The following is a 293-nucleotide window of genomic DNA, read 5'->3' as shown; positions in this document are numbered from 1 at the left end:
CAAATTAACTTTAAACAGGAATTTCCTATGGAAGTACACCAGCGTGGCTTGATTACCGGTATTTTAATGGCTGCTTTAGCAATTTCTCCGCTTGCTGAAGCTAAACGTGCAGGTGGTGGTAAAAGCCACGGTATGGCACGTTCTACTACTTCAAGCCAGTCTTATCAACAACCTCGTCAAGTGACTCCAGTTCAACAACCTGCTACAGCACCTCAGAGATCTGGTCCAGGTGTTGGTTCAATGGTTGCCGCTGGTGTGGCTGGTGCTGCCGTAGGTGCTGTTGCAGCAAATGC

At 48.1% G+C, this 293-nt stretch carries 1 protein-coding gene; it reads left to right on the top strand.

Annotated elements, in window-relative coordinates; all coding sequences use genetic code 11:
* Positions 1–27: 27 nt before the first annotated feature.
* A partial coding sequence (locus AB2U10_RS19225; protein ID WP_493820795.1) for a hypothetical protein occupies positions 28–293 on the top strand: 266 nt, incomplete at its 3' end.

It is taken from the genome of Leadbetterella sp. DM7 (genome assembly GCF_040829825.2).
Classification (GTDB): domain Bacteria; phylum Bacteroidota; class Bacteroidia; order Cytophagales; family Spirosomataceae; genus Leadbetterella.
This window is presented reverse-complemented; position numbering and strand designations above follow the sequence as displayed.